Source organism: Clostridium sp., assembly GCF_016650035.1.
Taxonomy (GTDB): domain Bacteria; phylum Bacillota; class Clostridia; order Clostridiales; family Clostridiaceae; genus Clostridium_AD.
Genome location: NZ_JAENWM010000009.1, coordinates 1 through 23,583, shown reverse-complemented (window position 1 = coordinate 23,583; position 23,583 = coordinate 1). Strand labels below are relative to the sequence as shown.

General features: G+C 34.1%; 21 protein-coding genes. 5 read left to right on the top strand and 16 right to left on the bottom strand.

All coding sequences use genetic code 11. The features are described from left to right. Positions 1 to 5: 5 nt before the first annotated feature. From JJD95_RS03655 to ssnA, 15 genes are all read right to left on the bottom strand, one after another. On the bottom strand, positions 6 to 1,028 hold the full coding sequence (locus JJD95_RS03655) for a molybdopterin-binding protein (protein ID WP_291640464.1): 1,023 nt from the start codon (positions 1,026 to 1,028) through the stop codon (positions 6 to 8). A gap of 1 nt (position 1,029) precedes the next feature. Further along, positions 1,030 to 1,827 carry an XdhC family protein gene (locus JJD95_RS03650; protein WP_291640462.1) on the bottom strand — a complete coding sequence of 266 codons (798 nt, stop codon included), beginning with the start codon at positions 1,825 to 1,827 and terminating at the stop codon, positions 1,030 to 1,032. A gap of 14 nt (positions 1,828 to 1,841) precedes the next feature. Beyond that, a complete protein-coding gene (locus JJD95_RS03645) occupies positions 1,842 to 2,606 on the bottom strand; it encodes an ABC transporter ATP-binding protein (RefSeq protein ID WP_291640460.1) in 765 nt (254 codons plus the stop codon). 14 nt (positions 2,607 to 2,620) lie between these two features. Then, positions 2,621 to 3,649 (bottom strand): iron ABC transporter permease, encoded by a 1,029-nt coding sequence (locus tag JJD95_RS03640; protein WP_291640458.1) that lies wholly within the window; start codon positions 3,647 to 3,649, stop codon positions 2,621 to 2,623. Beyond that, complete coding sequence (locus JJD95_RS03635) at positions 3,624 to 4,640, bottom strand: ABC transporter substrate-binding protein (RefSeq protein ID WP_291640456.1); 1,017 nt, start codon at positions 4,638 to 4,640, stop codon at positions 3,624 to 3,626. The genes JJD95_RS03640 and JJD95_RS03635 overlap by 26 nt, the downstream gene beginning before the upstream one ends. Positions 4,641 to 4,646: 6 nt before the next feature. After that, positions 4,647 to 5,186 (bottom strand): nucleoside-triphosphatase, encoded by a 540-nt coding sequence (locus JJD95_RS03630; protein ID WP_291640454.1) that lies wholly within the window; start codon positions 5,184 to 5,186, stop codon positions 4,647 to 4,649. A gap of 118 nt (positions 5,187 to 5,304) precedes the next feature. Beyond that, positions 5,305 to 5,634, bottom strand: coding sequence for a winged helix-turn-helix domain-containing protein (locus JJD95_RS03625; protein WP_291640452.1), 330 nt, complete (start codon positions 5,632 to 5,634; stop codon positions 5,305 to 5,307). After that, the gene (locus tag JJD95_RS03620) at positions 5,635 to 6,444 is read right to left on the bottom strand and encodes an XdhC family protein (protein WP_291640450.1); all 810 of its coding nucleotides are present in this window, start codon (positions 6,442 to 6,444) and stop codon (positions 5,635 to 5,637) included. Continuing rightward, on the bottom strand, positions 6,437 to 7,258 hold the full coding sequence (gene yqeB, locus JJD95_RS03615) for a selenium-dependent molybdenum cofactor biosynthesis protein YqeB (protein WP_291640448.1): 822 nt from the start codon (positions 7,256 to 7,258) through the stop codon (positions 6,437 to 6,439). The genes JJD95_RS03620 and yqeB overlap by 8 nt, the downstream gene beginning before the upstream one ends. Then, positions 7,251 to 7,862, bottom strand: a complete 612-nt coding sequence (mocA, locus tag JJD95_RS03610) for a molybdenum cofactor cytidylyltransferase (protein ID WP_291640445.1) — start codon at positions 7,860 to 7,862, stop codon at positions 7,251 to 7,253. Before mocA ends, yqeB begins: the two co-directional genes overlap by 8 nt. Then, positions 7,859 to 8,602 carry a selenium cofactor biosynthesis protein YqeC gene (yqeC, locus tag JJD95_RS03605; RefSeq protein ID WP_291640443.1) on the bottom strand — a complete coding sequence of 248 codons (744 nt, stop codon included), beginning with the start codon at positions 8,600 to 8,602 and terminating at the stop codon, positions 7,859 to 7,861. Before yqeC ends, mocA begins: the two co-directional genes overlap by 4 nt. Before the next feature lie 14 nt (positions 8,603 to 8,616). Further along, positions 8,617 to 11,175 carry a selenium-dependent xanthine dehydrogenase gene (gene xdh, locus JJD95_RS03600; protein WP_291640441.1) on the bottom strand — a complete coding sequence of 853 codons (2,559 nt, stop codon included), beginning with the start codon at positions 11,173 to 11,175 and terminating at the stop codon, positions 8,617 to 8,619. Beyond that, entirely contained in the window at positions 11,168 to 12,541 is a 1,374-nt protein-coding gene (gene hydA, locus JJD95_RS03595; protein WP_291640440.1) for a dihydropyrimidinase, read from the bottom strand. Before hydA ends, xdh begins: the two co-directional genes overlap by 8 nt. Before the next feature lie 20 nt (positions 12,542 to 12,561). Beyond that, entirely contained in the window at positions 12,562 to 15,564 is a 3,003-nt protein-coding gene (gene ygfK, locus JJD95_RS03590; protein WP_291640438.1) for a putative selenate reductase subunit YgfK, read from the bottom strand. 19 nt (positions 15,565 to 15,583) lie between these two features. Further along, positions 15,584 to 16,915 (bottom strand): putative aminohydrolase SsnA, encoded by a 1,332-nt coding sequence (gene ssnA, locus JJD95_RS03585; RefSeq protein ID WP_291640436.1) that lies wholly within the window; start codon positions 16,913 to 16,915, stop codon positions 15,584 to 15,586. 290 nt (positions 16,916 to 17,205) lie between these two features. Here ssnA and dpaL point away from each other — a divergent pair, with 290 nt between their 5' ends. The 5 genes from dpaL (at position 17,206) to JJD95_RS03560 (ending at position 23,392) form a co-directional block, all read left to right on the top strand. Beyond that, a complete protein-coding gene (gene dpaL / locus JJD95_RS03580; RefSeq protein ID WP_291640434.1) occupies positions 17,206 to 18,408 on the top strand; it encodes a diaminopropionate ammonia-lyase in 1,203 nt (400 codons plus the stop codon). Between the two features lie 57 nt (positions 18,409 to 18,465). Continuing rightward, a complete protein-coding gene (locus JJD95_RS03575) occupies positions 18,466 to 19,776 on the top strand; it encodes a YgeY family selenium metabolism-linked hydrolase (RefSeq protein ID WP_291640432.1) in 1,311 nt (436 codons plus the stop codon). Positions 19,777 to 19,801: 25 nt separating this feature from the next. Beyond that, entirely contained in the window at positions 19,802 to 20,995 is a 1,194-nt protein-coding gene (ygeW, locus tag JJD95_RS03570; protein WP_291640430.1) for a knotted carbamoyltransferase YgeW, read from the top strand. Positions 20,996 to 21,092: 97 nt separating this feature from the next. Continuing rightward, positions 21,093 to 22,022 carry a carbamate kinase gene (gene arcC / locus JJD95_RS03565; RefSeq protein ID WP_291640428.1) on the top strand — a complete coding sequence of 310 codons (930 nt, stop codon included), beginning with the start codon at positions 21,093 to 21,095 and terminating at the stop codon, positions 22,020 to 22,022. 29 nt (positions 22,023 to 22,051) lie between these two features. After that, the gene (locus tag JJD95_RS03560) at positions 22,052 to 23,392 is read left to right on the top strand and encodes a nucleobase:cation symporter-2 family protein (RefSeq protein ID WP_291640426.1); all 1,341 of its coding nucleotides are present in this window, start codon (positions 22,052 to 22,054) and stop codon (positions 23,390 to 23,392) included. Between the two features lie 92 nt (positions 23,393 to 23,484). Here the strand turns inward: JJD95_RS03560 and JJD95_RS03555 are convergent. Next, a partial coding sequence (locus tag JJD95_RS03555; RefSeq protein WP_291639266.1) for an IS3 family transposase occupies positions 23,485 to 23,583 on the bottom strand: 99 nt, incomplete at its 5' end.

Below are 23,583 nucleotides of genomic sequence, written 5' to 3'. Positions count from 1 at the left end.
TTATTCTAAACTCCCTTTCCAAAAGCACAATCAGGGTATTTGCACTCCTCACATTCGTTGCAAAGTCCACCATGTCCATAGGCTGCAAAATCTGCAAAGCTCAATTTCTCATTTGCAAGAATCCTTGGAAGTACCAAATCAAAGATGGTTGTTCTACTGTACATTACACACCCTGGAAGTCCAAGTATTGGAATTTCACCTTTATAAGCTAATAAAAACATTGCTCCCGGAAGCACAGGTGCACCGTAAGTTATAATTTCTGCTCCTGTTTTTTGAATTGCTGTTGGTGTAACGTCATCGGGGTCTACTGACATACCACCTGTACATATCACCATTTCAGCACCCTTGTCTATCCATTCTTCAATTGCCTTTGTTATGTTATTCTCATCATCTGAAACTATAGATTGACCAAGAACTACGCATCCATATTCCTCTACTTTTCTTCTTATTACTGGCCCAAATGCATCCTTTATTCTGCCCTTAAATACTTCACTACCAGTAGTAACAATTCCTATTTTCATAGGTATAAAGGGACGGATATTAACAATTTTTTCAGTGCCAATTAAATCTTCTGCTTTTATTATCTTATCTTCTTCAATTACAAGTGGAATAACTCTTGTTCCTGCAACTTTTTGCCCCTTTTTTACGGGGTAATTATTATGAAGCGTAACTAAAATTATCTCCCCTATGGAGTTAAGCTGATATAACAGATTTGTATTAATTGTAAGAAGTCCTGGATAATCTGCTATAAAATTTATTTTACCTTCTTTTACTTCACTAAATGTAAGTCCCTCTCCTGCCGTAAGTGCTCTTAATCGCTCTGCAGCATCATTTTCATGAAGATAACCTTCTTTTTTCTCCCATACATATAAGTTTTCTTTTCCTATAGAAAGTAATAATGGTATATCTTCCTCTAAGATTATATGTCCTTTTTTGAAAGCTATATCTTTTACTACCCCTGGAATAATTTGAGTAATATCATGACAAAGAACCGACCCAACTGCCTCATTTACTGGTATTTTTTTCATATTAATAGCCTCCATTCATATGTTTTAACTCTCCATTATTTTTCACTAAAACTATCTCAGACAATATGCTTAATGCTACCTCTTCTGGGGTCTCTCCACCAATTCCGATTCCTATTGGTGCATATACATTTTTCAGATATTCTGCATCAATATTTTGACTTATCAAGTTGTCCATTATAGTAGAGACTTTCTTTTTGCTTCCAAGCATCCCAACATATGCAGTAGTTTTTGTTATGACTTCCATCAATATATTTTCATCGGATTTAGTTGAACCACTTGCAATAACTACATAAGAATTTCGATCTAAATCATATTTTTTTATACACTCTGAAATATCACCATATATTAATTTTGTTGCTTTCGGATATCTCTCTTTTGTTAAAAGCTCTTCCCTATCATCAAAAACATACACGGAGAAACCCGCCAAAATAGCAAATTTATAAAGACAATATGCCACATGACCTGCTCCTGCTATTATAAGTTTTTTTTGTGGCATATAGGTTTTAATAAATATTTTAAGCTTACCTACGCAAGCATTCTCTCCGCTGTCTTTAATGCATACATCAAAAGAAATCATCTCGCTAGTTTCTTCTTTAATACACTTTTTTGCTGCAGTTATAGTTTTAAATTCTACCTTCCCACCGCCTACTGTACCAAAAATTTCACCATTTTCTTTTATAACCATAGAAGTGCCTATCCCCCTTGGAGTGGACCCCTCTTGCTCAACAATAAATGCGTAACATACTTTTTTATCTTCCATAAGCTCATTTTTTATAATACTAAGCAATTCTAATTCCATATTTCGCTCCCTTCTTACAAACTAACAAAGTTTATTCCATTTTTTGAATTCAATACCTCAAATTTCATATCATATACCTCAAATAAGCTCTTTTGAGTTATTATTTCACCAGTTTTTCCAGAATTCAAAACTTTACCACCACTAAGTAATACTGCCCTATTACAATATCTCATTGCAAGATTAGGATCATGAATAGAAAGCAACATACCTATGTTAAAATCCTTGGCTATATTTTTTATTCTATTTAATACGTCATGCTGATTGCGAATATCTAAATTAGAAATGGGCTCGTCCATTAAAATAAATTTTGCATCTTGTACTAAAGCTCTGGCTATTAAAACTAACTGTCTTTCTCCTCCACTAATTTCACAATAATTTTTCTGCGATAAATGTCCAATACCAAGGTTTTCAAGAGCCTTCTGTGCTAATTCATACTCTTTACTATATGGCCTATCAAATAAGTTTAAATAAGGATTTCTACCCATCACCACTAGTTCAATGACTCTAATCCCATAGATTGCTTCCTCATTTTGTGGGACATAAGCTATTAATTTTGATAATTCCACTATAGGTATTATTTTAGAGTCCCTACCCTCTATGGTAATTAACCCACTCTTAGATGTAAGTAGTCCTAAAATCAATTTTATTAAAGTAGTTTTCCCAGATCCATTTCTTCCAAGTAACGCATACATGTTACCTCTTTTAAACTCTAAATTAATATCCCCTAATATACACTTTTCATTATAGCTAAAAAACAAATTTTCTACTTTTATATTCACATTTTATCTCCTAACTATATTGTTTTCTTAAATATTAATAGATATCCTAGTACAGGAGCTCCTATTGCTGCCGTAAGTATACCAACAGGTATTTCTGTAGTGCTAATACTCCGCGCAACATCATCAATCAGAATTAACGTTGTGGCACCTATCAAACTGGTAATTAAGTAAATATACTTATTCTTATATCCAAGAATTATTCTTGTAATATGAGGTACTATAAGTGCAATCCAACTAATTGTTCCCGCTATACTAACACAAAAACAAACTACAAAAGAAACTAAACACAAAATGTAATTTCTAAATTTTGAAACCTCCATACCCATGGTTTTTGCCATATCATCATTAAGTAAAAGCATTTTCAATTTGAACCTCAAACTGTTTACAATAAAAATAGTAGGAATAACAATAAGACCAGCACCAATGGCATTTGTCCAGTTTGCTCTATACAACCCACCCATACTCCAAAAAACAATGGATGGTAACTGTTCGTAAGGGTCCGCTAAATATTTTATCATTGAGAGTAATGCGGAAAAGAACGCCGAAACAATAATCCCTGATAAAACCAAATACAGTATATTATTGTCCTTAGACGCTTTTTTTAACCCATAAGCAATAGCCACCGCAAGTAATCCAAAAACAAATGCAAACATTTGAACTATACCTGGGAACTCAAAGGGTAATATAATCCCAAGTGCGGCGCCAAAGCTTGCTCCTGAAGTAACTCCTAATATATCTGGTGATGCAATGGGATTTTTAAATACCTGTTGAAAAACTAGTCCTGAAATCGCAAGTCCAGCACCCACAAAGGTAGCAAGTAAAATTCGTGGAAGCCTTATTTTATATAATATTAAAAGACTTGGATCAGAGATAGGTTCACCTATTCTAAATTCGGCTAAACTCATAAGAACGTTTTTATATTGGGCTATACTCATTTTATATCTTCCCAAAAATATTGATATAATAAAGACTATAATAAAAATTATAAAAAATAAGATAAGTTTATGATGTAGTATTTTACTTTTTGGTGTTACTTTCTCCAAGTAAAGTTCCCCCTAACTCATCGAAAGATTTACCATAAAAATTACTATAAAATTCATTTACAACTTTGTGAATATCTAAATCACTAAATTCTTCTGGATATAGTGTTTTACTCATCCAAAGTATAGCTAATATACTACTTGGCTGTGGCATATCCCAAGGTGCAATGTTTGATGGTATTTGATATACCGTTTTATTTTTTATAGCACCTACCGTTTGAAGTTCGGCTTTTTCCATAATTTCAGTTGGAGTACCCTCTGGGCAATACATAACGGAAGCGATTACATCAGGATTCCATGCAATAACTTGTTCCACAGAAACATCATTCCATCCACCTTTTAACTTAGCAGCAACATCTATTCCACCAGCAACCTCTATCATTTCATGTTGATAAAAATCCCCTGAAGAGGTTGAGAGAATACCATGTGCACCAGCTATATATACTGTTTTTTTATCTTTAACAGTATTAACTTTTTTAGTAACATCTTCAATCTTCTCTTTATAGTATGCTACTAATTCTTTTGATTTTTCACTTTCCTCTATAGCATCTCCAACTTTAACAATATCTGCTTTAAGTGCTTCTATAGTTTCAGGATTAATAGAAACAACTTTTATATTCTGATCGGTTAATTTTTTCATTGTGTCATCAGATTCTTTTGTTGGATATAGAATAACCACATCAGGTTTTAAAGCAACTATTTGTTCAATATTTACACCATTTTTCTTTGAACCAACTTCCACTAACTTACTTGCCATATTCTCATCAAGCTTAACAAGAAGAGGATCACTTTTAGCTCCATCATTTGCTCCAACTAATTTATCCATGCCACCTAATGCGAGTACAATATCTGTGGCCGGTTTATATGTTGTAACAACTCTAATACTTGTGTTTGTTTTAGTATTTTCTTTCTTTACAGTTGATACTCCTGAACAACCCGTAAATAAAACTATCACAGATATTGCTAAAGTTAAACTTTTTTTTACAATTTTCATAATTTATCACTCCCAATATTTATTAATTTCATCTATAATATTATCTCTATTTTCTAAGGTGACTCGGATCACTTTAACATCCGGTCTAGACTCAATTGAACTTAGGAAATCGTTTGTCTTTTCTTTTAGCACTCCAAGCACTTTATGCTTACTATCAAGGGCTTTGTGTACTTGTGCCCTAAACCTCATCGCATCCCTTTCAAAAAAACCAAGTTCATCCATAATTATAAAAGATTTGGGTATTCTTAAAGATTCGCGAAGTATTTCAACTCCTTTACAATCAAATACTTCTGGAATTCCGTAACAACGCTTCCCTTTGTAAGTATCAGCATTAATACCTACTAAATTTTCAGAAATATTACAAATCATAGATTGAATCTGGCTTTCTATATAATATCCACATAAAAAACCATTTTCATAGCATGGTTTTGTCTTAAAACCTGAAATACTAATGGCACTAGGAATATATGTTTCTATAAATTTGTTAATGGCTGTAGATTTCCCAATATGAACTTCCCCTGTTAAAAAAATATTGTTAAAGGTCAATTTTCACCCTCCTAAAAAATCGGTTATATTCTACAATACATAACGATTCATATAATAATACCTTTTATTTAAAAATATATCAATATAGATTATAAATATCAAAAGTTCAAGTAATCTATTACTTGAATTTTTTATTAAATAATTCTGTAATGCACTCTCCCACTTCACTTTCTAATTCGTCAAACTTTCGTATTAATTCTATAACTTCCTCTGTGAGTATTGATCCCCCACCATCTTTTCCGCCAATTTGTTTTTGGAGTACCTTTATACCAAGTCCTTTTTCTAAACATGATATCATATTCAAGGCTTTTGTATAGGAAAGTTTCATAGAACTTGCTGCCTTTCTTATAGACCCCAACTCATCTATTTTTAAAAGTAGCTTTTTAGGACCCTTTCCAAATACTTTTATATTGCCCTCTTTTAAGTAAATTCTCCAATTTACATTCATCTAAAATTCTACCTTTTTAATATCTCTTAAATGCTCCAAAGACCCACTATTTTTAGCCAATAATATTTCGCTCATTATACCAAAGGCGATTTCATTTGGCTCCTCTGAAGAAATATTAATTCCTATTGGTGCATATACATTTTTAAGTGCTTCTCTTTGAATTCCTTCGGCCATAAGACTTTTCATAACAAATTCTGTCTTTTTCTTACTTCCAATCATTCCAATATAAGAAGCATCAGATTCAGCAGTAAACTTAAGAGCATCCGCGTCACATTTATGACCCCTTGTTACGATTATAATATAAGTGTTTTTGTTAATAGGATACTTAGAAACCTGTTCACCTATATCACCTACAATTATTTCATCGGCTCCTTCAAATCGCTTTCCACTCGCAAATTCAGAACGATCATCAAATATTACAGTATGAAAATCCAATATTTTTGCTAGCTTAAAAAGTTCTATTCCTATGTGTCCAGCCCCTATGATAAGTAATTTGGGCCTAGGTTTGAATATTTTTACATATAGTGTAGCTTTACCTCCACACTGCATATGTAATTCGCCTTCATCGTTGAGTTCAAACTCAAATTCTCTATCTATTTCTTCCTTAATGCATTCTATGGCTTTTTCAATTACCACAAACTCAATATTTCCTCCACCTACACTTCCTTCTATTCTTCCATCTTCCCAAACTGCCATAAGAGAACCTTTTTTTCTTGGCGTAGAGCCCTTTATTTCTGTAATAGTTACTAATGCTGATTTTTGACCACTTGCTAGACTTTCATAAATCTCTTTAAGAATTTTCTCATTCATAATGCATTTCCTCCCTAGACTTATTCATTAGATACAGCACCGCTTCTAACACTCCGCCAGCTATACTTCTTGCTTTATCAGAAATAGTATAACAATTAATTTTTTCTGACTCCCTTGGATCAATATCTGCAATCTTAAATCCCACGGGTACAGTACTTCCATGGCGTAAAATCCCTCTGAGCAGCCCCGACATTGTTGCTTTTACTGGTTTTTCTCCTATATAAGCAATAACCTCATCCCTTTGAACTATAGCACCAATATCAACAATGTTCTTCATTACTCCAGCACTATCCGAATGTATAACTCTTTCTTTAGAATAACCCATTATACTCCCAGGTATCCCTGTATTTTCCTTAGCCTTACCACTTAAAATAAGTCTTCCTAAATTATGCCCTCTTGAAGTCTCTATCACAATATCTACGTCTTTACCTGCTGTAAATCCCGGCCCAAGAGCAATAGTAATGTCTGCCATATCCTTTGTGGTTCCCATGTTTTTCTTAGCAATAATTGCATCAATCACGACCTTAGGCTTTATTTTCAAAATATATTTGCCCTCCGCATCTATAATCACTGGAATTTTTTTACTAATCCAAGCATTTTCTATCCCACTTAAACATCCTACATGTACAGCTGTAATCCCTTCTATCTCTACTTCTTTTTCATACACAGCTTCACTATAAGAAACACTCCGTCTAATGCAAGTAGGCTTTGCTACTTCTAAGACTAATACCCTAAAACCACTTCTATATAATTTTTGAATTGTACCAGATGCTAAATCTCCCCCTCCACGTACAATAACAATATCATTAAACATAATCCTTATTCTCCTCTAGCTTTATAATATAGTCATAATTTTCACTAGTATCAACATCAAATAGCTCCCAGCTATCACTTGTTTCTACAAATTTAACCTTGTCTAGATTTTTATTTATTATTGTTTTACCACCAATGTCTCCCTGTAATTTTATAAAGTCATCCTTAAATTCGGGAGGAAATATTACAGGATTTCCTAGCCTTATAGCGCATTTAGGTACTATTATATTAGTTGGATTTTCTATAAACTTACGTATTAAGCTTTTAATTGTATCTACACCTAAAAAAGGCTGATCTGCAGTAAAAAACATATACCCATCTGTTTCTTTTGCATTTACCACACCCAATTTAATAGATTCACTTATTCCTTTATTTGCATTTTGGTTTTTAATCACCACAAGCTTATTCATATTCCCAATTTCTATAACTTCTTCTTCCCTGGCTACAAGAATTACCTCTGAAAATCCACATTGCAAAATAGTGTCTATTGTTCTCTGTATTAGTGACTCACCTCTATATTTTAAAAGAAGCTTATTCACTCCCATTCTCCTTGAGTAACCTGCTGCTAAGATTATAGCACTTATCATATCATCGCCTACTTTCATTCATAACTTTCTTTACTGTAATATACATCAGTTTTTAAACTTCCAATAAATACTTTATCAAGTAATTTCTGATTAGTCAAATCCACATCATTAATCAACGACTTAGCTAATATTAAGTCATTGGCTGACTCCACTTTATTGATGTATAATATTTTTTCCCCTAGTCCCGCCTTAAACAGTCCTAGAGGATTTATAATTATCTTAAGTAGGTGTTCAAGTTGGACGGTTTCACCCTGTTTTGCGCCAGTTAACTCACAGAATAGTTTACTTCTATGAACATTATTCTCATTGATTATAAGTCCTAATGATTGTATATCTATAATGCCCACAGTTTTAGTGGTATTACTATATATGACTGGTTCAGAGTCATTCCATGCTTTAAGACGTTTTTTCTTTGCCCCATCTGCTTCTATTAATACATAATCAAAGTGTTGTGTTAACTCATCTAACTCTTTTTTACTAAGGCCTAGTATTTTGTTTTCACAATTAACACCTGACCCTAAAATATAAATCCCATTTTCCTTCATATGAATATATCGCTGCAGCATTTCACTATCAGTACATATAAAATCATACCTATCCTCTAATGGAACGTATATCTTAGTGGTTGTGGTTACGAGGACTTTGTTACGTCCCCGTAATTCTTCTGCTAGCTTAAACATCATTGTGGTTTTTCCACCTGCACCTACAATGGATATAATATCACTCTTCTTTAACCCAAGGTAATTACTGATCTTCATAACATCACCCGTTTTTATTTTTTCTTTCTATATGGTGTATTAGAAATAGGAAGCTTAGTCCTAAATTCCCCATCATAATTATAATAGGCACCAGCCACAGCGGGAGCGGTAGGTATTGAACATATCTCGCCTATTCCTTTTGCTCCGTATGCAAGTTTATTATTGCCTTTACCGAGTATTATACACTCTATTTTTGGAACCTGTGTTACTTTAAATAATCCTAATGTAGCAAATTTTGCAGTTGGAATGCTGCCCACAAGTGGATAATCTTCTGTTAATGAATACCCAAGACTCATAACAACGCCACCCTCAATCTGTCCCTCAATGTTTTTAGGATTAACAGCAGTACCAACATCATGAACCGCAATAACTTTATCTATTGTACCTTCATCATTTAAGATAACAACCTGAGTTGCATATCCATAAGCAACATGACTTATAGGGTTTTGTTTAATTGAATTCATTTTATCAGTTATTCCCTTAAATTCTCCGTTAAATTCCTCACCATCTAAGTTTTCTAATTTCTGATAACTTAATGTATCAAGAAGTTTTATAGCTGCTTTTTTAGCCGCCTCACCAGTAAATAAGGTTTGACGTGAAGCTGTTGTATTTCCTGAATCAGGGCAAGTTGAAGTATCTGGCGCTGCATATACAACACTATCCGATGATATATTAAGAGTTTCACAAACTATTTGCGTTAATATAGTTCCAAGTCCTTGTCCAATACAAGCTGCACTGGAATGGATATATACTTTATTATCCTTTACAATGAGTTTACAACGTCCTACGTCAGGAAGCCCTACCCCAAGCCCACTGTTTTTTATTGCACAAGCTATTCCAGCTTTTGGATACTTTTCACATATTTCTTTTACTGCTTCTAGTGTTTCAACAATAGCTGTAGACTCATCTGCAATTTGACCATTAGGAAGTATCTGCCCTGGTCTTATAGCATTTCTATATCTTATTTCCCATGGAGTTATTCCTGCCATTTCTGCAAGCTGATTTAAATTAGACTCTATTGCAAAACAACTCTGTGGCACTCCAAATCCTCTAAATGCTCCTGCCGGTGGGTTATTTGTATATACTGCTTTTCCAACTATGTCAACATTTTGATAATTATACGGACCTGCTGCATGGGTACAAGCTCTTTGAAGGACTGGTCCTCCCAGGGATGCATAAGCTCCAGTATCGGCAATTATAGTAGCTTGCATAGCAGTCAAATATCCATTTTCATCACATGCAGTTGTAAACTCCATTTCCATTGCATGACGTTTTGGATGTAACATTATGCTCTCTTTCCTTGAGAGTGCAAACTTTACAGGTTTGTTTGTTAAAAAGGCAAGAATCGCTGCATGATGCTGAACACTCATGTCTTCTTTGCCACCAAACCCACCGCCAACTATTTTACTTACTACTCTTACTTTACTTTGATCGAGTCCAAGTGCTTCTGCTGATTCCTTCCGTGTTTGATAAATTCCTTGGTCTGCACAATATATTATTATCCCACCATCACCATCAGGTCTAGCAACAGCTGTTTCTGTTTCTAAGAAAGCATGTTCTGTAAATGGTGTGCTGTATTTATTAGTTACTACATACTTTGAACTTTTTATAAATTTATCAGCATTACCAAACACCAAGTTTTCAGTTGCAAGTATATTACCACTTGCGTGTATTTGAGGAGCATCTCCTTTTAGAGCCTCGATTGGAGATGTAACAGGCATTAATTCCTCAAAATCAATTTTAACTAGTGATTTAGCTTTCTCTAATATTTCTTGTGACTTCGCTGCTATTAAAACTATAGCATCTCCTATGCAGTGAGTTGTCTTGCCAATAGGTATTAATACATCCCAGTCCTTTATAATATGTCCGACTTTTTGATTTCCAGGAAGCTCATCTGATGTAATTACTGCATAAACTCCCTGCAAATTTTTAGCCTCGCTAGCGTCTATACTTTTTACTATAGCCCTTGGATATTTAGTTCTAACTGCTCCACCATAAATCATGCCCTCTATACGCAAATCATCTACATATTCTGCTGTTCCGACAACTTTACCCACTGCGTCAATTCTATTTAAGTTTTCCCCAACTAGTGCGCTGCAGACACCTTTAGGTACTTCTGTATTCTCTCTTAATAATTTTGCAGCAAGTTTCACAGCTTCTATTATTTTTACATATCCAGTGCAACGACAGATATTATTCTTTAAGGCATTTTTTATCTCCAGTTCTGTTGGATCTTCTACCTTATCAATTAAACCTTTTGAACTTATAACCATTCCTGGGGTACAAAATCCACACTGAACTGCTCCAGCTTCCATAAACGCATATCCGTAAACATCTTTTTCTCTATCTGTAAGTCCATCAACAGTTACAATATTTTTATCCACAAGCTTACTTGTTTTTAATACACATGCTTTTTTTGCCACGCCGTCAACTAAAACCATACATGTTCCACAAGCACCTTCAGAGCAACCATTCTTAACTGATGTTAGGTTCATATCTTCTCTTAGAAAAGTAATTAACTTTTTATCTTCACTTGTAGAGATCTTATTTCCATTTACAACAAAGTTAAACATTATTTCCACCCCGTTTTATATATTTTCCTGAATTTTCATTTATAATATTTCCATCCTGCACAATATGATTTCCTCTTAAAAAAACCTGTTTAGCATATCCTATAGTTTTAAAGCCTTCATAAGGTGTATAATCTACATTTTGTTTTTGATTATCCACAGATATAAACCCAGCGCGAAGTGTATCCCATATAACTATGTCTGCATCACTTCCAACTTGTAGAGTTCCCTTGCGAGGATACATTCCAAACATTTTTGCTGTATTTTCACTAAGCATGCTACACATTTGTTCTTTAGTTATTATATCCTTATCTACTCCATAGGTATACATGAGGATTGGCCTATGTTCAATTCCTGGTAGTCCACTTGGAATTTTACTAAAATCATTTATGCCATGTTCCTTTTGCCCTTTAAGATTAAAACTACAATGATCTGTTCCGATTATGTCGATATCTCCACTCTGAAGTGCTTGCCATAATCTTTCTATGTCATCTTTTTTCCTTAGTGGTGGTGACAGAACATATTTAGCACTTTCAAAATCCTCGCCTAAATATAAACTATCATCTAGAAGTAGATATTGAGGACAGGTTTCTATATATACTTTCTGTCCTCTTTTTCTTGCTTTTAAAACCACATCTAAGGATTCTTTTGTACTTAAATGTACAATATATATAGGCGCTCCCGCTAAGTATGCAATATCTATAAATCTTGATACTGCCTCCGCTTCAACCATATTGGGCCTTGATAATGGATGAGCAGCTGGAGTAGTATTTCCTGAGCTCAGCTGCTCATTTACCATAGTATTTACAAGATCACCATTTTCACAATGAACACCAAGTATAGCGTTATACTTTTTAAGGCATTTTAGTATTTCATATATTTCTCCATCATTAACACGTAAATTATCATAAGCCATATACGCTTTAAATGACGTTATCCCTTGCTGGCACATTGTCTGAATCTCATTTTTAACATCTTTGTTCCAATCTGTTATTGCCATATGAAAGCCATAATCACAGCTTGAAACGCCTTTTGCTAGGTTATGCCAATTATTAAAGGCTTCACTTAGAGTTTCTCCTTTGTTTTGGGTTGCAAAATCTAAAATTGTTGTAGTTCCACCGATGATAGCTGCAGCAGTACCGGTTTTAAAATTATCTGCAGTTCTAGTGTATCCTGTGTCTAGATCAAGGTGAGTATGGGAATCAATAAATCCTGGAAATACTAAGCAGCCTTTTGCATCTACTATTTTAGCCTTATCATCTTGTAAATCCTCACCAATGTTAACAATTATCTCACCTTCAATTTTAATATCTGAAATATAGCTTTTACTCGGAGTTACAATAGTTCCGCCTTTAATAATAATTGACATTTTATTTCACCTCACATTTTTTATATCATATAACTATAATCAGTGATTACAGCCCAAATCATATTCTCTATATCTTTAGGTATTCCTGTATTATTATCTTTAAGATTAACCTCTAAAATTTTGCCTTCTAATCTAACTTTCACAATATTCTTATCCACATTCAAGATCACAAATCCCATATTTTCACTATTTTCAAAGTCTGCTACTGTAGCATATAGTGTAAACTTCTCTTTATATGGAGCACTACTATATGGACAGAACGTTTCACAGTTACCACACTCATTGCACAGTTTATCAAGGTGGATTATTTGATGCATTTCTTTACCCTTAACGTTTATTGTGACATTTGCACGATTAGGACAAACATCCACGCAAACTTCACATATCGATGAACATTGAAGGCATCTTTCAGTTTCAGAAGTACCACAAGTTCCCATTTTAAGTATACCTTTCTTTGCATTTATTCCAGAAGTATCATCATTTAATCTTTCTGAATTTATTGTGAAATCATAATTTTTCTCATTGCTAACTACAGCCCTTGCAAACTTAGTTGCTTCTGCTATACCTTGAACTACTGTTGAAGGACCATGTAGACCATCTCCAGCGACATACACTTTTTCGATGTTTGTTTCTAGTGTTGCCTCGTTTACAACTGCCTGTTCTCTTTCATTTACCAAAATATTGTTTTCTTTAAATATCTTAGCATCTACCTTCTCGCCAACTGCTGATACTAAAATATCTGCAAGTATTTCTACCATCTCTCCGCTACCAACTGGTTTTCTTCTGCCGCTTTCATCTGGCTCTCCCAATTTCATAACTTCACATGTAAGAACTCCATTACTAATTTTAACTGGTGCTAATAACTCCTTAAACTCTACTCCATCTTCAATTGCAAGGTAAAGTTCTTCAGCATCTGCAGGCATGTACTTTTTAGTTCTACGGTACACTAAATATACATGTTCTACTCCCTTAACTTTTTTAGCTGCCCTAGCTGCATCCATAGCCGTATTACCACCGCCTACAACTACAACATTTTTGCCAAGGTTAAGGCTGCTATCTCCACTTCTTAATCTCTCTAAGAATTCAATTACATTAATAACATTGTCACCTTTAATATCTAACCTGCCTGGTTTCCAAGCACCAATTGCAAGTAAAATATATTTATATCCTTGTTTCCTTAACTCATCTACAGAATTCTGCTCTGAGTTTAGGTGAATTTCAACTCCTAATTTTTTAATAAGCTCTACGTCTTTTTCAACAGTATCCCCTGATATTCTAAATTCTGGGACTACATGTTTTACTATTCCACCTAGTGATTTTCGTTTTTCAAAAATTGTTGCACTAATTCCTTCTCTTGCAAGGAAATACGCTGCTGCAAGCCCTGTAGCTCCTCCACCTATTATGGCAACCTTTACGCTACTTTTTTCTGTTTCTTTAATCTCTTTCATCAAATTATCATATGCATTTTCTGCAGCTTGTAATTTTATGTTTCTGATATTAACTGACTCATCACAGAAAATTCTACTACATTTGCTCATACAGGCATGATTACATATTGTTCCAGTAATAAATGGTAGAGGATTCTTTAAAGTTATAACCTTTAATGCCTCGAGATGTTTGCCTTGCCCTACAAGACGTATATATTCTGGAATATCTTGATTTATAGGACATCCATCCTGACAAGAAGCAACAAAACAATCAACTAGTGGTACTTTTGCATTTATTTTACGACTAGGAATTGGTTTTATAGGCTTAATATGATGAATATCACTTATCGAACTATTTTTAAGTTCATACAATTTTTCATTATCCATAACATACTTGTTCTCATATTCTGATTCTTTAAGAGTTTCAGCGATTTGAACACATCTTTCATATCCACCAATTTTCAACAGCGTTGTTGCTATTGTTATAGGCCATATACCTGTTTCAAATATCTGTTTTATATTGAAAACATCTGCTCCTCCAGAATAAGACATTTTAAGTGTGCCATTAAATTCTTTTGAAAGCTTATAAGCAAGAGCTATTGAAAGTGGATATAGAGATTTTCCTGACATATACATCTCATCGCCAGGTAATTCATTATTTTTAATTCCCACTGGCAATGTATTAGTTAATTTAACACCAAAGGTTAATGCAGCGCCACTTGCTAACACTTGAAGGCGTTTAAACATAACTATAGCATCAGCATATTGCAAGTCTTCAATAAAATGATGATCATCAAATGTCAGATAATCATATCCCATACCATCTAATGTTTTTCTTGCAAATTCATAACCTAATATTGTAGGATTACATTTTACAAAGGTGTTCATACCTTTTTCACTTATTAAATATGTTGCAATACGTTCAATTTCTTTTGATGGACATCCGTGTAGAGTTGATAATGTTATTGATGTACTTACTTTAGTTGATATATTCTCAACATATTCACTATCTATATTTTTAAATTTTTCTATATTATCTAAAGTATATTCTTTGCACTCCTTCCATATATCACTCTTAGATGCATCTTTTAGGCCCATAATAAAATCATCTATTTTAGGTGAAGAAATCCCCTCAAAATCATAGCCTACGCTCATGTTAAAAATAAATCCATTAGGATCTCCAAGTTCTAATTCTTTTGATAATAATTTTAGGGCAAACCAAGCTTTAACATACTCATCATAAGCCTCAGTAACTCTAAGCTCTGTTGACCATTCTACGTTATAGCACTCATCTGATGCATTTATACATGGCTTTGATACAGGTAAATCTTCTCCATCAAGAGTTTGTACTGTTTTTAATTCAAAAAATCTACATCCAGAAACATAAGATGCAATTATATTTTGTGCAAGCTGTGTAGCTGGACCAGCAGCTGGCCCAAAAGGAGTTTCTATTTTTTCTCCAAAAATTTCAAGCACCTTATTATCATTGTCTTTAAAAAATTTATTTACTCCAAATATCTTACCATATTTCTTGTTTTCTTCAGTTATCCATTCCATTAAATCTTTAAATGGAATAGGTGTCATTCTATCTCTCATATCTAATTCCTCCTATTTTTTATTTATTAATTTTATTCCATAACTCAGTTGATAATTCTCTTGATTTTATCATGATTTTTTCAGTATCAACTCCGATTATTTCGCGGTCTTTCATAAGCACTTTACCATTTATCATTGTAGTTGTAACGCATCTCCCACTTACTCCAAATAATATATGAGAGTTTGCATTGTTTCCATCTAGCGGTGTTAGCGAATCATATTCCGCTACTATAATGTCAGCATAAGCTCCCTTTTTTATAACTCCAAGTGGTTTTTCGAAAAATCTATTGGCAATCTTTGCATTATTGTCGAAAATCATTAGTGGTACTTCACCCCATGCAACAGTTGGATCACAGTTATGATGTTTTTGCAAAATATTTGCAACCTTCATTGATTCAAGCATATCACTTGTATATCCGTCTGTTCCAAGTCCTAGTGTAATTCCTTTTTTTGCAAGTTCAAGTACTGGTGTACATCCTACTGCATTTCCCATATTAGATTCGGGATTATGAACTACCATAGTATCCGTGTGCTTTAATAAATCCATTTCCCCATTATTTGTATGGATGCAATGAACAGCGATAGTTTTCTCACCTAAGATGTTAAAATCAAAAAATCGATTTACTATCCTTTTGTTGTAATTTTTAAGGCAATCGTATACATCCGTTATACCTTCAGCTGTATGTACATGATAACCAGCATCGTAAGGCATATTCTGTGCACAATACTCAAGGGTTTTATTACTTAATGTAAAGGATGCATGAAGTCCCATCATACCCTTTTGCATATCCGAAGTGTCGTTTTTTACTTTTTTCATAAATTCAACATTTTCTTTTACTGCTTGTTTCATTTTTTCCTGTCCATCTCTATCAGAAACTTCATAACATAGTGAAGTTCGGATTCCAAGTTCTTTAGCTGCATCAGATATTTCAAATAAACTTCCTTCTATATTACCATAACTTGCATGATGATCAAAAACAGTTGTAACACCATTTCTTATACAATCTAAGTAAGTTGTATAAGCACTATACTTTGTATCTTCCAGAGTTAGTAACCTATCTATTGTCCACCACATTCCTTCTAAAATATCAGAAAAGCCTTTAGGACTAAACCCCTTAATCGCAAGACCACGAGCGAATGCACTATATATATGATGATGAGTATTAATCATTCCTGGCATAATCAAACCTTTTCTGGCATCCACAAACTCTGCAGCCCCATATTTTTTCTTCATTTGCTCTGTGGTTCCAAGATCTACAATAATATTACCATCAACACATACACAACCATCTTGGATAAATGTATTATTATCATCTCTAGTTAGTAACTTACCATTACCTATTAATATCATAATATTCCTCCTACAATTTATATTTTTTCGATAGAAAAACAATTAAATTTATTAATTGATTATTCACATTACTTTATAATTACATTTTATCATCTTTTTAAGATTTCTTCAATCAATTTAAAAATATTTTTGTAAATTAAAAATATTTTTGTAATTTTTGTTGATTTTAGAAAAAATTTTTGATATACTGGATTTATGAAATTGTTTAAATTTTCAGCTTTATTATATAATTTAATCGATATTATAACAAAGCAAAATATGATATATATGAAAACACAGGAGGTTTTTTAATGACAAAAATAAAATGGGTACCTAATAAGCTCCCAAAAACATCTACTGACACACTGAATATAATGTCACCTGAAAAGGTTTTAAAAGCTGCTTCATTTCATAAGAGTTTTCCACAGTATACTGAAACGCCACTAGTTAAGCTAGATAAGATGGCTAATTTCTTAGGACTTAAAAATCTATATGTAAAAGATGAATCTAAAAGATTTGGATTAAATGCTTTTAAAGTATTAGGTGGATCTTTTGCTATAGGTTCATATATTGCAAAAAAACTTGGAAAAGACATATCTGAACTACCGTACAATATTCTAACATCAAAAGAAACTCTTGAAGAATTTGGACAAACAACTTTTTTTACTGCAACAGATGGTAATCATGGAAGAGGACTTGCCTGGGCTGCTAACAAATTACATCAAAAATGTGTTGTTTTTATGCCAAAAGGCTCAACAGAAACTAGACTGAAAAACATCCGAAATGAAGGTGCTACAGCAACCATTGAAGATGTTAATTACGATGAATGTGTACGCATAGCAATGGCGGAATCAGCAAAGGTTCCCGGTTCTGTTGTTATTCAAGATACAGCTTGGGAAGGTTATGAAGAGATTCCAACTTGGATTATGCAAGGTTATGGAACAATGGCAATGGAAGCCAACGAACAACTAAAGTCTGATAGCTCCTCCGCACCAACTCATATTTTCATACAAGCTGGTGTTGGTTCTCTTGCTGGTGCAGTTCAAGGATATTTTGCAAATGCTTATCCAGAGAATCCCCCAACAGTAGTTGTGGTGGAATCAAATTTGGCAGATTGTATATTCCGCTCTGCTAAAGCTAACGATGGAGAAGTAAGAATTGTTAGTGATGATATGCCAACCATTATGGCAGGGCTTGCCTGTGGCGAACCAAATACAATAGCATGGGATATTTTAAAAAACAACAGCTCTCACTTTATATCATGCTCAGATCATGTGTCAGCTAACGGTATGAGAATACTTGCAGTGCCTCTTAAGGGTGATCCTAAAGTTATTTCTGGTGAGTCTGGCGCTGTAACAATGGGTATTTTGTTTGAAATCATGACAAACGATAATTTAAAGGATTTAAAAGAAGCTCTAAAACTAAATGAAAATTCAAAAGTTCTACTCTTTTCAACTGAAGGAAATACTGACCCAGATTTCTACCGTAAAATTGTTTGGAATGGTGAATATTAATTTAACATTCCAATGCATATAAAATTTATCTAAAAATTATTATAGGAGGTATACATTATGGATTTTAATGGTATTAAACTAAGTGCAGAGGGCTATGAACCTCAAATGACCAAATTCTTACGTGATTTAATTGCTATACCGGGCGAAAGCTGTGGAGAAGAAGGTGTTGTTAAAAGAATAGAGCAAGAAATGATATCACTTGGTTTTGATAAAGTAGATATTGATGCGCAAGGTAATATTTTAGGTTATGTTGGAACAGGTAAAACTCTTATAGCTTTTGATGCTCATATTGACACTGTTGGTCTTGGAGAGCTTTCTAACTGGACTTTTGATCCTTATATAGGTTATGAAACTGAAGAAGAAATTGGCGGACGTGGTACGTCTGATCAACTTGGTGGTATAGTTTCTGCTGTATACGGCGCTAAGATAATGAAAGATCTTGACATGTTAAGCGAAGATTACACAGCTCTCGTAGTTGGATCAGTACAAGAAGAGGACTGTGACGGAAACTGCTGGCTGCACATCATAGAACAGGACAAAATAAAACCTGAATTTGTTGTAAGCACAGAGCCAACTGATAGCGGTATCTACAGAGGACATAGAGGACGTATGGAAATCCGTGTTGATGTTAAGGGTGTTTCATGCCACGGTTCAGCTCCAGAAAGAGGCGATAACGCAATCTACAAAATGGCTGAAATATTAATGGATGTCAAAAACCTTAACACAAATGATGCTGCCGATTCTACAGAAATCAAAGGTCTCGTAAAAATGTTAGATAAAAAATTCAACCCTAATTTTGAAGAAGCTAATTTCCTCGGACGTGGTACTGTAGCTACATCAGAAATATTCTTTACTTCACCAAGCCGTTGTGCTGTAGCTGATTCTTGCGCGATTTCATTAGACCGTCGTATGACATCTGGAGAAACATGGGAAAGCTGTTTAGAAGAAATCCGTCAGCTTCCAGCTGCTAAAAAATACAATGCAGAAGTTACTATGTATAAATATGAAAAAGAAAGTTGGACTGGACTTTCATACCCTCAGGATTGCTACTTCCCTACATGGGTTATTCCTGAAAACCATGCTGTTGTTAAGGCAATGGAAGAATCCTACAAAGGAATGTTCGGAACAACAAGAAGCGGTTCTGAAAGCACTGATGAAATGAGAAAAGCTCGTCCACTTACTGATAAATGGACATTCTCAACAAACGGCGTTGCTATAATGGGTCGTCATGGAATACCATGCATAGGATTTGGACCTGGTGCAGAATCTCAGGCACATGCTCCAAATGAAAGAACTTGGAAAGCTGACCTAGTTAAATGTGCTGCTGTATATGCTGCTCTTCCAACAATTTATTGCAAAAACAAATAATCTAAATTAAAAGGAGTGTTTAATAATGGCTTTAATGGATAAGTACGTAAGCAAACTTGACTCACTTGACCTAAAAAATATGTATAACAATGATTTTTTACTTACTTGGGAAAAAACACAGGATGAATTAGAGGCAGTTTTTACTGTTGCACAATCTCTTCAAACGCTTCGTGAAAACAATATATCATCAAAGATTTTTGATAGTGGCCTTGGAGTATCATTATTCCGTGACAATTCAACTCGTACAAGATTTAGTTTCACTTCTGCATGTAACCTTCTTGGACTTGAAGTTCAAGATTTAGATGAAGGAAAATCTCAAATTGCTCATGGAGAAACCGTAAGAGAAACTGCTAACATGATTTCTTTCATGGCAGATATTATTGGTATCCGTGATGATATGTATATTGGAAAAGGTAATACTTATATGCGCGAAGTATCTAAAGCTGTTAAAGTAGGTAATGAAGAAGGCACTTTAGAACAACGTCCTACACTTGTTAATTTACAATGTGATATTGATCACCCTACACAGTGTATGGCTGATGCTCTTCATCTTATCAATGAATTTGGTGGCATTGAAAACTTAAAAGGTAAAAAAATCGCTATGTCTTGGGCATATTCTCCATCATATGGTAAACCACTTTCAGTTCCACAAGGAATAATCGGACTTCTAACTCGTTTTGGTATGGATGTTGTTCTTGCACATCCTGAAGGTTACGAAGTTATGGGTGAAGTTGAAGAAGTTGCAATAAAAAATGCTGCACAGTTTGGTGGATCATTTACAAAAACAAACTCTATGGAAGAAGCATTCAAAGATGCAGACATAGTTTATCCAAAAAGCTGGGCTCCTTTCGTTGCTATGGAAAAACGTACAGATTTATATGGTAATGGTGATACTGAAGGGATTAAAGCCCTTGAAAAAGAACTTCTTGCGCAAAACGCAGAACATATGGATTGGCAGTGTACTGAAGAACTTATGAAAACAACAAAAGATGGAAAAGCACTTTATATGCATTGCCTTCCAGCTGATATCACAGGACTTAGTTGTAAAACTGGAGAAGTTGACGCATCTGTATTTGATCGTTACCGTAAACCACTTTACAAGCAAGCTTCTTATAAACCTTACGCAATAGCTTCTATGATTTTCTTAAGCAAAATTAAAAATCCTCAGGGAGTTTTAGCTATGCTTGAAAAAAATAATGTAGAGCGCAAAATAAAATAATGTTTTAAATTGCTTTTCCTAAAAGGCTACATGGAGTTTTACAATCCATATAGCCTTTTGCTCTCAAAATTGAATTTATCATAGGAGGTATAATTTTATGAACAAGAAAATAGTAATAGCCCTGGGTGGTAATGCTCTTGGTACTAATTTACAAGAACAAATGGAAGCTGTAAAATCCACTTCTAAAGCTATAGTTGACCTTATAGAAGCTGGAAATGATGTTGTTATTTCTCATGGAAATGGTCCTCAAGTTGGAATGATTAATATTGCAATGAGTGAGCTTCATAAAAATAGTCCTAAGTATTCATCTGTTCCTATGTCTGTCTGCGTTGCAATGAGTCAAGCATATATTGGTTATGATTTACAAAATGCATTAAAAGAAGAACTCCTTAATCGTAATATAACCAAAAATGTTTCAACCATAATAACACAAGTCGAAGTAAATCCAAGTGATAAAGCCTTTGAACATCCAACAAAACCTATTGGAAGTTTTATGACAAAAGAAGAGGCTGACACTTTTATAAAGACTGGTAAACAAGTTGTTGAAGATGCAGGTCGAGGATACAGAGAAGTTGTAGCTTCACCAAAGCCAGTAGGTATTGTTGAAATTGATACAATAAGATCGTTAGTTGATATAGGTCAAGTTGTTATTGCCTGTGGCGGGGGCGGTATTCCTGTTATAAGAGAAGGCAATCACCTAAAAGGTGTAAGCGCTGTTATTGATAAGGATTTTGCTAGTTGCACACTTGCAAAAGAACTTGATGCAGATTGTCTTATTATTTTAACGGCTGTAGAAAAAGTTGCTATAAACTTTGGCAAACCAAATGTAAAGTGGCTTGATAATATATCAGTCCATGAAATTAGTCAATATGCAAAGGAAGGACACTTTGCTCCTGGGTCAATGCTACCTAAAGTAGAAGCTGCAATTGATTTCGCGTCATCAAAAGAGGAAAGATATTCACTTATAACTCTACTTGAAAAAGCTAAAGATGGTATAGCAGGTATTACAGGTACTACTATAAAATAACTAAAGTTAAATACTAGGAGGAGTTTATTATGAGTTCTAATCAAAAATCACTACTATTTAGTTATGATGGTATGCCATCAATTAAGGAAATTATACCCTTAGGCCTTCAACACGTTGTTGCTATGATTGTGGGATGTGTTACACCCGCTCTCATAATTGCTGGAATTGCAAATCTTACTGGACCAGACAAAATTTTACTTGTACAGTCTTCACTGTTTTTTGCAGGTATAGCAACACTAATTCAAATTTTTCCCCTGGGCAAGGTTATCGGTTCAAGGCTTCCTGTAATTATGGGGGTAAGTTTTGCATATGTTCCTACCCTTGCAGCTATTACTGGTGAATTTAATCTTGCTACGGTTTTTGGAGCACAAATAGTTGGTGGAATGGTAGCCATAATTTTCGGAATATTCCTTAAAAGGCTTATAAAATTCTTTCCACCACTTGTTACTGGTACAGTTATTTTTGCCATAGGATTGTCGCTATATTCAGTTGCTATTAAATATATAGCTGGCGGCGTTGGTTCTCCTACGTTTGGCTCCCCTTTGAACTGGGCCGTTGCCATGATAACCCTTGGAGTTGTAGTCTTTCTAAATTTCTTTACTAAAGGAACTCTCAAACTAGCATCCATTTTAATAGGTATAGTTGTAGGGTATCTTCTTGCCCTATCTCTTGGAATGGTATCTTTTGATGCTTTTGCTTCCGCAGGACTTCTTCAAGCACCAAAACTTATGCACTTTGGTATAAGCTTTAATGCTACAGCCATAATATCTATGGCTATAATGTATATTGTAAATTCTGTTCAAGCTATAGGTGATTTATCTGCTACTACGGGTGGAGGCATGGATAGAACTCCTACACATAAAGAGCTATCTGGCGGTATTATTGGAAACGGTTTCTCCAGTGTACTCGGTTCTCTCTTTGGTTGTATGCCAACTGCAACATTTAGTCAAAATGTTGGTATAGTAATTACAAATAAAGTTATTAATAAGTGGGTATTTGCATTTGCTTCCTTTGTTGTTATTTTAGCAGGCCTTATCCCTAAATTCGCTTCACTGCTTACAACTATCCCTCAATGTGTTCTTGGTGGAGCAACAATCTCTGTTTTTGCCACTATAACAATGACAGGAGTTAAAATGATTTCCTCAGCTAAGCTTACGATGAGGAACTCTGCAGTTGTAGGAATTGCCATTGCCTTAGGTATAGGTATTGTTCAAGTTCCTGATGCATTTGTACTATTTCCAACATGGTTTATATCTATATTCGGTAAATCATCTATTGTTGTTACAACAATAGTTGCAATAGCGCTAAACCTTATCTTACCTAAAGATAAATCTGAAGACGTTGTTATTACTAATAGTAAATCTAAATAAAACGCAAGTAAAAAGATTTAGGGCATATGAAAATAAAAAAACTATGTATTATAAACTGGTACCTATGTCAAGGACATTCTAAAAAAAGAAGATTAACAAGACAAGAGATGATTTCTGTATTGTACAGGGGTCATTTTTTTTAAGTCCCATTGATACCTATAATTATTATAATATATAATGTACTTATCAAT

Bases quoted from the DNA above. Each gene is read 5' to 3' on its own strand.
- xdh (WP_291640441.1), bottom strand. From the start codon at position 11,175: ATGTTTAACTTTGTTGTAAATGGAAATAAGATCTCTACAAGTGAAGAT.
- dpaL (WP_291640434.1), top strand. From the start codon at position 17,206: ATGACAAAAATAAAATGGGTACCTAATAAGCTCCCAAAAACATCTACT.
- ygeW (WP_291640430.1), top strand. From the start codon at position 19,802: ATGGCTTTAATGGATAAGTACGTAAGCAAACTTGACTCACTTGACCTA.
- ssnA (WP_291640436.1), bottom strand. From the start codon at position 16,915: ATGATATTAATAGGTAATGGTAAGTTACTAACTAGAGATGATAATAAT.
- JJD95_RS03620 (WP_291640450.1), bottom strand. From the start codon at position 6,444: ATGAATGAGAAAATTCTTAAAGAGATTTATGAAAGTCTAGCAAGTGGT.
- JJD95_RS03625 (WP_291640452.1), bottom strand. From the start codon at position 5,634: ATGAATGTAAATTGGAGAATTTACTTAAAAGAGGGCAATATAAAAGTA.
- ygfK (WP_291640438.1), bottom strand. From the start codon at position 15,564: ATGAGAGATAGAATGACACCTATTCCATTTAAAGATTTAATGGAATGG.
- yqeC (WP_291640443.1), bottom strand. From the start codon at position 8,602: ATGAAGATCAGTAATTACCTTGGGTTAAAGAAGAGTGATATTATATCC.
- JJD95_RS03635 (WP_291640456.1), bottom strand. From the start codon at position 4,640: ATGAAAATTGTAAAAAAAAGTTTAACTTTAGCAATATCTGTGATAGTT.
- JJD95_RS03575 (WP_291640432.1), top strand. From the start codon at position 18,466: ATGGATTTTAATGGTATTAAACTAAGTGCAGAGGGCTATGAACCTCAA.
- JJD95_RS03655 (WP_291640464.1), bottom strand. From the start codon at position 1,028: ATGAAAAAAATACCAGTAAATGAGGCAGTTGGGTCGGTTCTTTGTCAT.
- arcC (WP_291640428.1), top strand. From the start codon at position 21,093: ATGAACAAGAAAATAGTAATAGCCCTGGGTGGTAATGCTCTTGGTACT.
- yqeB (WP_291640448.1), bottom strand. From the start codon at position 7,258: ATGTTTAATGATATTGTTATTGTACGTGGAGGGGGAGATTTAGCATCT.
- JJD95_RS03650 (WP_291640462.1), bottom strand. From the start codon at position 1,827: ATGGAATTAGAATTGCTTAGTATTATAAAAAATGAGCTTATGGAAGAT.
- mocA (WP_291640445.1), bottom strand. From the start codon at position 7,862: ATGAAAGTAGGCGATGATATGATAAGTGCTATAATCTTAGCAGCAGGT.
- hydA (WP_291640440.1), bottom strand. From the start codon at position 12,541: ATGTCAATTATTATTAAAGGCGGAACTATTGTAACTCCGAGTAAAAGC.
- JJD95_RS03560 (WP_291640426.1), top strand. From the start codon at position 22,052: ATGAGTTCTAATCAAAAATCACTACTATTTAGTTATGATGGTATGCCA.